At 69.0% G+C, this 8632-nt stretch carries 10 protein-coding genes and 3 pseudogenes; 7 read left to right on the top strand and 6 right to left on the bottom strand.

What is annotated here, in order from left to right; genetic code table 11:
* Positions 1-198, top strand: a 198-nt coding sequence (locus DIZ27_RS42180; RefSeq protein WP_146229108.1) for a transposase, incomplete at its 5' end; no start/stop codon positions are given.
* A gap of 106 nt (positions 199-304) precedes the next feature.
* On the opposite strand, the gene rfbD is transcribed toward DIZ27_RS42180, so the two are convergent.
* The 4 genes from rfbD to rfbC are packed head-to-tail and all read right to left on the bottom strand — an operon-like array spanning position 305 to position 3940.
* Positions 305-1264, bottom strand: a complete 960-nt coding sequence (gene rfbD / locus DIZ27_RS42175; protein ID WP_109383603.1) for a dTDP-4-dehydrorhamnose reductase — start codon at positions 1262-1264, stop codon at positions 305-307.
* Complete coding sequence (rfbB, locus tag DIZ27_RS42170) at positions 1261-2268, bottom strand: dTDP-glucose 4,6-dehydratase (protein ID WP_109383602.1); 1008 nt, start codon at positions 2266-2268, stop codon at positions 1261-1263. Before rfbB ends, rfbD begins: the two co-directional genes overlap by 4 nt.
* Complete coding sequence (locus DIZ27_RS42165; protein ID WP_109383601.1) at positions 2265-3335, bottom strand: glucose-1-phosphate thymidylyltransferase; 1071 nt, start codon at positions 3333-3335, stop codon at positions 2265-2267. The genes rfbB and DIZ27_RS42165 overlap by 4 nt, the downstream gene beginning before the upstream one ends.
* Positions 3332-3940, bottom strand: a complete 609-nt coding sequence (gene rfbC / locus DIZ27_RS42160) for a dTDP-4-dehydrorhamnose 3,5-epimerase (protein ID WP_109383600.1) — start codon at positions 3938-3940, stop codon at positions 3332-3334. Before rfbC ends, DIZ27_RS42165 begins: the two co-directional genes overlap by 4 nt.
* A 336-nt stretch (positions 3941-4276) precedes the next feature.
* Here rfbC and DIZ27_RS49095 point away from each other — a divergent pair, with 336 nt between their 5' ends.
* Both DIZ27_RS49095 and DIZ27_RS42150 read left to right on the top strand, forming a co-directional pair.
* Positions 4277-4495 carry an NDP-hexose 2,3-dehydratase family protein gene (locus DIZ27_RS49095; protein WP_109383599.1) on the top strand — a complete coding sequence of 73 codons (219 nt, stop codon included), beginning with the start codon at positions 4277-4279 and terminating at the stop codon, positions 4493-4495.
* Positions 4496-4646: 151 nt separating this feature from the next.
* On the top strand, positions 4647-4868 hold the full coding sequence (locus DIZ27_RS42150; protein ID WP_109383598.1) for a hypothetical protein: 222 nt from the start codon (positions 4647-4649) through the stop codon (positions 4866-4868).
* Between the two features lie 33 nt (positions 4869-4901).
* On the opposite strand, the pseudogene DIZ27_RS42145 reads toward DIZ27_RS42150, so the two are convergent.
* A pseudogene (locus DIZ27_RS42145) lies at positions 4902-5210 on the bottom strand (integrase core domain-containing protein); the annotation flags it as partial.
* 69 nt (positions 5211-5279) lie between these two features.
* On the opposite strand from DIZ27_RS42145, the pseudogene DIZ27_RS48150 reads away from it, so the two are divergent.
* Positions 5280-5651: pseudogene (locus DIZ27_RS48150) on the top strand (helix-turn-helix domain-containing protein); the annotation flags it as partial.
* Between the two features lie 166 nt (positions 5652-5817).
* Positions 5818-6750, top strand: a complete 933-nt coding sequence (locus DIZ27_RS42135) for an IS5 family transposase (protein ID WP_258308855.1) — start codon at positions 5818-5820, stop codon at positions 6748-6750.
* Here the strand turns inward: DIZ27_RS42135 and DIZ27_RS42130 are convergent.
* Entirely contained in the window at positions 6668-7165 is a 498-nt protein-coding gene (locus DIZ27_RS42130; protein WP_109383596.1) for a hypothetical protein, read from the bottom strand. The genes DIZ27_RS42135 and DIZ27_RS42130 overlap by 83 nt on opposite strands.
* A 112-nt stretch (positions 7166-7277) precedes the next feature.
* Here DIZ27_RS42130 and DIZ27_RS42125 point away from each other — a divergent pair.
* Together DIZ27_RS42125 and DIZ27_RS42120 are read left to right on the top strand one after the other, a co-directional pair.
* Positions 7278-8117 (top strand): annotated as a pseudogene (locus tag DIZ27_RS42125) (IS30 family transposase); the annotation flags it as partial.
* A gap of 254 nt (positions 8118-8371) precedes the next feature.
* A partial coding sequence (locus DIZ27_RS42120) for a transposase (protein ID WP_146229107.1) occupies positions 8372-8632 on the top strand: 261 nt, incomplete at its 3' end.

Genomic DNA, 8632 nt, shown 5'->3' with positions numbered 1-8632 from the left:
CTGCGCGACCTGGTCCGCACCGCCAAGATCCGCTGGCGAGTCGAGCACGACTACCGCGAGCTCAAGGACGGTCTGGGCCTGGACCACTTCGAGGGCCGCAACTATCCCGGCTGGCACCGGCACGTCACCCTCGCCTCCCTCGCCCAGGCCTTCTGCACCCTGCTGCGGCTCGACCCAAAAGTCCCTGCGCCGGCCTGACCCTCTACGCGGTCCTCCGCGCACTCCAGGCCCTCCTGGCCACCTGGACCGGCGCCTGCTCGATATGCGGCCAACCTGCACCGACCCCGGAACCACACCACAGGACCTAACAAAGCCCTACTAGAGGGGCTGGAGGAAGGCCGCGTCGCCGCCGAACAGGGCGAGGTCGTGTAAGCCTCGTTTCATGCTGCTCCTCGCCGGGTCGATGGGCGTGCTGCGGCGAGCAGGCCGGGAATGCCTCGCGCAGGGCCGACCGCCAGTCGCGCAGGGGTGCGAGGCATGTCTCGCGCCAGCGGTCGTGGCCGAGGACGCTGTAGGCGGGGCGGGAGGCGGGCCTGCGGTAGGCGGCGCCGGTCGTGGGCCGGACCCGCTCGGGGTCGGCGTCGAGGAGCCGGAAGACCTCTTGTGCGAGGTCGTACCAGGAGGCCGATCCGGCGTTGGTGGCGTGCAGGATGCCGCGGACGCCGGGGAGTCGGCCGACGGTCACGATGCGGTCGGTGAGGTCGCCGGTCCAGGTGGGCTGGCCGCGCTGGTCGTCGACGACGTCGATGGTGCCGCCGTGCGCCTCCCGTTCGATCATCGTGCGGACGAAGCTGTGGCCGGTGCGCCCGTAGAGCCAGGCGGTGCGCAACACGGTGGCGGTGGGCAGCGCGTCCAGTACCCCTTGCTCGCCGTCCCGTTTGGTGCGTCCGTACGCGCTGCGGGGGGCTGTGGGGTGGTCCTCGACGTAGGGGGTGCGGGCGTCGCCGGGGAAGACGTAGTCGGTGGACAGGTGGACGAGGCGTGCGCCGTGGGTGGCGCAGGTCTCGGCCAGCAGTCGGGGCGCCTCGGCGTTGAGGAGGGCGGCGGCGGCCTCGTTCGTCTCGGCGTCGTCGACGGCCGTGTAGGCGGCACAGTTGACGACGATGCCGGGACGGTGCTCGGCGACTGCCGCCCGCACGGCGGCGGGGCGTGTGATGTCGAGCTGGTCGTGGCCGAGGGCCACGACGTCCTCCTCGTGCCCGGCGAGGCGCCGCACGAGTTCCTGGCCCAGCATCCCGGCGGCGCCGGTGATCAGCCATCTCATGGGGCCGCTGCCTCTCGGGGGGCGGCGGGGCCGGCCGGCCGCTTCTTCAGGGGTCCCCACCAGGCGCGGTTGTCGCGGTACCAGTCGATGGTGCGGGCGACGCCCTCGGCGAAGTCCCGGCGCGGCCGGTAGCCCAGTTCGTCCCCGGCCTTGGTGCAGTCGAGGGCGTAGCGGCGGTCGTGGCCCTTGCGGTCCGCGACCGGGTCGACGACGTCCCAGCCCACGCCGAACGCATCCAGCAGGAGGTCTGTGAGGTCCCGGTTGGTCAGTTCGGTGCCGCCGCCGATGTGGTAGACCTCGCCGGGCCGGCCCTGGGTGCGGACCAGGTCGAGGCCCAGGCAGTGGTCGTCCACGTGCAGCCACTCGCGGACGTTGAGGCCGTCGCCGTAGAGGGGGACCCGCAGGCCGTCGAGGAGGTTGGTGACGAACAGCGGGACGATCTTCTCGGGGAACTGGTGCGGCCCGTAGTTGTTGGAGCAGCGTGTGACGCGGACGTCCAGGCCGTGGGTGCGGTGGTAGGACAGCGCGAGCAGGTCGGAGGAGGCCTTGGAGGCGGAGTACGGCGAGTTCGGGCACAACGGCTGGTGCTCCGGCCAGGATCCGTGCTCGATGGAGCCGTAGACCTCGTCGGTGGACACGTGCACGAACGGGCCGACGCCGTGCCGCAGGGCCGCGTCGAGCAGCACCTGGGTGCCGAGGACGTTGGTGCGGACGAAGGTCCCGGGCGAGGTGATGGAGCGGTCCACGTGGGTCTCGGCCGCGAAGTGCACCACCTGGTCGGCTTCGGCCATCAGGGAGTCCACCAGCGGTGCGTCGGCGATGTCACCGCGCACGAAGGTGACGGCGGGGTCGTCGGGGACGTTGCCGAGGATGCCGGCGTAGGTGAGCTTGTCCAGCACCGTGATCACGGGGGCGGGTTCCCCGCCCGCCCGGGCTGCTTCCAGCAGGTGGTGCACGTAGCGGGAGCCGATGAATCCGGCGGCACCGGTGACGAGGAGGTTCATGACTGGATCTCCACCTTGCTGTGGTCGCCGAGGACGAAGCGGTGGGCGTTGGGGGCGTGCAGGCTGTGGGTCACCTGGACGTTCCTGCCGATCAGTGATCCCTCGATACGGCGCACGCCGATGATCGCCGATCCGGCGAGCATGATGGAGAACTCCATCTCGCTGCCGGTGATGCGGCAGTTGTCGCCGACCGAGGTGAACGGGCCGATGTAGGAGTCGGAGATCTCCACGCCGGCGCCGATGATGGCGGGGCCCATGATGCGCGAGTTCGTCACCCGCGCGCCCTCTCCGACCACGACCCTGCCGATCACGACGGTGTCCTCGTCCACCGTGCCCTCGATGCGGGGCTCCAGGTCCTCCAGTACGGTCCGGTTGACCTCCAGCATGTCGGCGACGTTGCCCGTGTCCTTCCAGTAGCCCTCGATGACCATGGACTGGATGTCGGCACCGTTGTCGATGAGGTGCTGGATGGCGTGGGTGATCTCCAGTTCGCCGCGCCAGGAGGGTTCGATGGCGCGGACAGCCGCGTGGATGGCGGGGGTGAAGAAGTAGACGCCGACCAGTGCCAGGTCGCTCTTCGGGTGCCGGGGCTTCTCCTCCAGGCCCACGACCCGGCCGTCGTCGTCGAGTTCGGCGACGCCGAAGGCGCTGGGATCGGACACGTGGGTGAGCAGGATCTGGGCGGCGGGCCGCCTGCCGCTGCGGAAGGTGCGGACCAGGTCGTCGATGCCGCCGACGATGAAGTTGTCGCCCAGGTACATGACGAAGTCGTCGTCGCCGAGGTAGGTGTGGGCGATCAGTACGGCATGGGCGAGGCCCAGGGGGCGGCTTTGCTCGATGTAGGTGACGTCGAGGCCGAACTTGGCGCCGTCGCCGACGGCGGCGCGGACCTCGCCGGCCGTGTCGCCGACGATCAGGCCGACGTCGGTGATCCCGGCGGCCGCGATGGCCTCCAGGCCGTAGAAGAGCACCGGTTTGTTCGCGACGGCGATCAGTTGCTTGGCGGAGGTATGGGTGATCGGCCGCAGCCTGGTGCCGGAACCGCCGGCCAGCACGAGGGCCTTCACCGGGCCGGCCCCACGCCGGCCGCCTCCGCGATGTAAGCGCGGCACTCCTCGTAGTCCGGCAGGATGCCGGTCTCCGCGGCCTGCGCCAGGGACGGTGCGTGGGTGTCCTTCGCCGACAGGACGATGTCGATGTCCGTCGGCCATGCGATGCCGATCGCCGGGTCGAGAGGGTCTACGGCCCGCTCGGCCTCGGCCACGTAGGGCTGTGAGCAGAGGTAGACGACCGTGGCGTTGTCGGTGAGGGCCATGAACGCGTGGCCAAGTCCTTCGGCCAGGTAGAGCCCCTGGTGGCGGGCCGCGTCGAGTCGGACGGCGACCCACCGGCCGAAGGTGGGCGAGCCCCGGCGTACGTCGACGACCACGTCGAGCACGGTGCCGGAGGCGCAGGTGACGTACTTGGCCTGGCCGGGCGGGGCGTCGGCGAAGTGGATGCCGCGCAGGACGCCCTTGCGGGACACCGAGCAGTTGGCCTGGGCGAGCAAGAGGGGGTGGCCGATCTTCTCCTGGAATGTCCGGCCCCGGAACCATTCGAGTAATTCTCCCCGTTCGTCCCGCATGATTTCCGGGGTGTATAACCAGGCCCCGTCGACGTCGAGTAACTCCATCGATCCCGATTCTTCCGAATTGGGCACTCGATTTTCCCTTCGAGCTCGGAGCGAATTCAATCGGGTCCGCACGCCGCGCAAGGCAGCATGCAGTCACACGGTTTTCTCCTCCTGAACGACCGTAGCGCACCCACCGGGGACATTCAAGGGTTGACAAAGTGGAATCAGCGGATCACGCTCTCGTGAGGTAGAAGCCGGGCCGCCGCCCCGCCCGATGTATCGAATGTCACGAAATCCCGAGTCGACATCCCTCTGCGACCGTCTTTCCGAATCCGGTGGCCCGCCTCCCGATGGTGCTCGCGGAAGCGGCCGGGTTCGGCGCCGTCCTGGATCCCAATGATATGGGGAATTCCCGCGATGAGCGAAGCAATGGGATCGGTACCGACGGCCGGCAGTGAAGTCTCCTCGACCTGTGCGTTGTTGTCCTGGCTGGAGGCGCGCCGCCGGGCCAATCGTCTGGCGGTGGAACACGTACCCTTCCGGGAGTTATCGGGTTGGCAATTCGACGAGCACACGGGGAGCCTCCGACATACCAGCGAGGGAAGCTCACTCTGAGTATCTCTGGAGCCGGTGAGGCCGTCCGTTTTCGGCCCTCTCGCAAGGGCCGGGAGGCAAGGGACGGGCAGGGGGTAGGCGGGTAGGTATGGATGGCACACGACTTCGACAGGACGAGCAGAGCTCACAGGAAACCCGTGCCCGAGGAACGATGCGGATCTGGCGGTGGGCCAGGTGGGCGGCATTTGTTCTTGCGGTCAGCTGGGCGGTGAACTGGGTCATCAATCTCATCCAGGGCGAGCAGGGCTGGGACCTGTGGTGGCCTCTGATCAGTACCGTCATCTGGACAGCGTTGACCGTGTACGGCTTCAGGACCTATCGCCGGATCAGGACAACGACCCTGCCGGCCATCACCGGCCGCCCGTCTGCCTGACCACCTTGAAGCGCTCCGGGATCGGTGGAGGCTCTATGCGTTGGCTCCAGCTGCCGGTTGGTGCTGGTGTTGAGCGTAGTAGTTGGTCTCGTGTTCGTGGGGCGGAATGGTTCCGATCGCGGTGTGCAGGCGCTGGTTGTTGAACCAGTCGACCCATTCCGCGGTCGCGAGCTCGACGTCGGGCAGGCCGTGCCAGGGCTTGCGGGGCTTGATCAGTTCGGTCTTGTAGAGGCCGATCTGGGACTCCATGAGGGCGTTGTCCAGGGCGTCGCCGACGGTGCCGATCGAGGCGTCGATGCCGGCCTCGAGGAGGTGGGCGGTGAAGGCGAAGGACGTGTACTGCCCGGGTTCAACCAGTCGTTGCAACACCCCTGATCAGAGGAGTGTGTTGTGGGACGACCAGCGGGTTGGATGACGGAGCTGACGGGGCGGTCGCCCATGAAGTCGCCAGGACGGCCCTCGACTCGGAGGGACGTCGAGAGACTGTTCTGGCGAGAGATCGCCAAGGGGCTGACCAGTGAGGATGCGGCCGTCGCTGTCGGGGCGGCGCCGGCGGTGGGCACCCGGTGGTTCCGGCATGCTGGCGGGATGCCGCAGATCGATCTTGCCGTCTCGGGCCGCTACCTTTCGTTCGCCGAACGCGAGGAGATCGCCCTGTTGCGCGTGCAGGGCGCCGGAGTACGGGAGATAGCCCAGCAGCTGGGTCGGGCGCCCTCGACGATCTCCCGGGAGCTGCGGCGCAACGCGGCCACCCGCGGTGGCAAGCTCGAGTACCGGGCCTCGGAAGGCTTCTCGAAACCGGGTATGGGGCTGGAGGTTCCGTACGGGTGTGCTGTTCGGGTGATCGTGGCCGTGCGGGGGCATGAAGGCAGGGCCTCTCGGTAGTGCAGAGGGTGTCTACGCCACTGCTCACCGGGAGGCCCTGTTGCCGCAGTTGTATCGGTCCGCCGTGGAAGAGTCCACTGCGGACACGCGGGTGTGCGACTGTTTCGCCCACACGCATGGCAACGCCGCGGACCATCCGTCCGGCGGGCACCGCTATCCGACCGACATGACGGACACGGAGTGGGCYGCGGTCCGCGCCATGATCCCGGTGCCGGCGTGGGCCGAGGGCCGGGGCGGCCGGCCGGAGGAGTACTGCCACCGGGACATACTCGACGCGATCCGGTACATGGTGGACAACGGCGTGAAGTGGCCCGCGCTGCCCGCCGATTACCCGCCGTGGAAGGCGGTGCACCGGTTCTTCACCCGCTGGCGCAAGCAGGGGCTGATCGACGAGTTCCACGACCGGCTGCGTGCCGCGACCCGTCACGCGAAGGGCCGGGATGCGGAGCCGACGGCCGGGGTGATCGACTCGCAGTCCGCCAAGGGCACCTCCACGGTCGCAGCCGCGACCAGCGGCTATGACGGCGGGAAGAAGGTCAAGGGCCGCAAGCGGCACATCGTGGTGGACACCCTCGGCCTGATCCTGGCGGTCATGGTCACTCCCGCCTCGACGGGGGACCGCCACGCCGCCCAGAGCCTCCTCGCCCGGGCCACCTCACGGCATCACCGGCTCAGGCGGGTGTGGGCGGACAGCGGATACACCGGCATGCTGGTGGGCTGGTGCGCGAGGGTCCTGAACCTGATGCTGACCGTCATCCGCCGCAGCGACGACCAAAAAGGCTTCACCGTGCTGCCCAAGCGGTGGATCGTGGAGCGGACCTTCGCCTGGCTCACCCGCTCCCGGCGCCTGGCCCGCGACTACGAGCGGCTGCCGGCGAGTTCGGAGGCGATGATCCTGTGGTCGATGACCATGGTCATGACCCGCCGTCTCGACCGCCGCAGGCGAACCGGCCCGGCGCCGGCTCGTGCGCCCATCCCCGCGCAGCGAGCCGCTTGAGCTTGCTCCGCACGCCCTCGATCTTCGCCGGAACCACCTCCAGCCCCAACAAGGCAGTGGTCTCACGGCAGTTCAGTGGCTGGCCGCCGGTGGTGCGGCGTTCGGCCAGCAGGCTCATGACGTGCTGGTACTCCGGCGCCAGCACTTCGGCCGACAGCCCTTCCCGCCAGAGGGGAACCACCGACCCGGGCCTGGCCGCCGACGGCGCCGTGGCCTCGCTCTTCTCCGGCGTCCTGGCCGGCTCACCGTCCTGGCCCGCGGTTTCGTCCCCGTCCCACACCTCGCCGACCCGCCTGCGGGCGATCAGCCACTCGTCCCATTCCGACTGCGCCGCCTCCAGCTCGGCCTGCAGCTCCTCTACCCGCTTGCGGGCCGCACGCTCCCGCTCCTCCAGCCGTCCCAGCACCGACGCCATCACGCACCTCCAGCACGCCACCATCACGGACGCACCGGACCTACCTCACCCACCCCGGCACCATGCTTGATCAGCACAAACCCAGCCCCACACTCGGTTTCGAGAAGCCCTCTCGGTCGCGCAGTGGAAGGCCGACCTGGTGGCTCAGCGGCCCAAGGAGGCGAAGCTGGCCGGGAACGAGCGGCTGCGGGAGTACGTCCAGGACCGTCTGCTGGGCGTAGTCCGAGCCCCGGACGGCACGGTACTTCCCGGGCCGCAGGTTCCTGAATGGAAGGGGCGCAACAAGCCGCACCGCAAGGACCGCCGGTGGGCGAACGCCTGGAGCCCGGAGCAGATATCGGCCCGCCTGAAGATCGACTTTCCTGAGGACGAATCCATGCGTATCAGCCACGAGGCGATCTACCAGTCCCTCTACGTCGAGAGCCGTGGTGGCCTCAGACGCGAGCTCGTGGCCTGCCTGCGCACCGGCCGCGCCCTGCGCGTCCCACGGGCCAGGTCTCGCAACAAGCCAGGCGGCCACGTCACGAAGGACGTGGTGATCAGCCAGCGGCCCGCCGAAGCTGCCGACCGCGCCGTGCCGGGACACTGGGAGGGAGACCTGATCATCGGGCTGAACCGGTCGGCGATCGGCACGCTCGTGGAACGAACGACCCGCTACACCATGCTCGTTCACCTGCCACGAGCCGAGGGCTACGGCACCGTCCCACCGACCAAGAACGGGCCCGCACTGGGCGGCTACGGCGCCGTGGCTATGAAGGACGCCCTGGCCACCACGATGACCACCCTGCCCGACCAGCTCCGCCGGTCACTGACCTGGGACCGCGGCAAGGAGCTGGCCGCTCACGCCCAGCTCACGGTCGAGACCGGGCTGCCCGTCTACTTCGCGGACCCGCACGCTCCCTGGCAGCGGGCCACGAACGAGAACACTAACGGGCTGTTGCGCCAGTACTTCCGACTTGTATTGGGGGTAGCGGTGTTCGTGATCGGGTTGGCCGCCCGTAACGTGCCGCAGGACATCGGGCAGGCTGACTCGAGTACTTCCTGCCGCTCGCAAGGGCTGGCTCTCCTTGGGTGTGTCGACCTGCCCGGTGTCCGTTCGCGGCTTGACTCAACAGAGGCATGAGCATCGGCCACCCCACGTTTCTCGAAGTCGGGATGTCAGCCGCGGATTCCACTGACCCGACGTCCGAGAAGAGGGGACCGCCGATGATGCTGATCGGCATCGATCCGCACAAGTCGACCCACACGGCCACGGCCGTCGATCCCGAGACCAACCGTGATCACGCATCGATGCGCATCGACGGGACGCTTCCGGAGTACCAGCGGATGCTGGACTGGGCCCGCCAGTGGCCCGAGCGGCGATGGGCCGTGGAGAACGCCAGGGGCCTGGGGCACCACCTGACGTCCTGGCTGCTCGCCCGCGGAGAACAGGTCGTTGACGTCGCGCCCAGCGCCACTGCCCGCGTC

Source organism: Streptomyces sp. NWU339 (genome assembly GCF_003143855.1).
In the GTDB taxonomy this organism is placed as follows: Bacteria; Actinomycetota; Actinomycetes; order Streptomycetales; family Streptomycetaceae; genus Streptomyces.
Note: the sequence above shows the minus strand (reverse complement) of the source record. Positions and strands in the feature narration are given on the sequence as shown.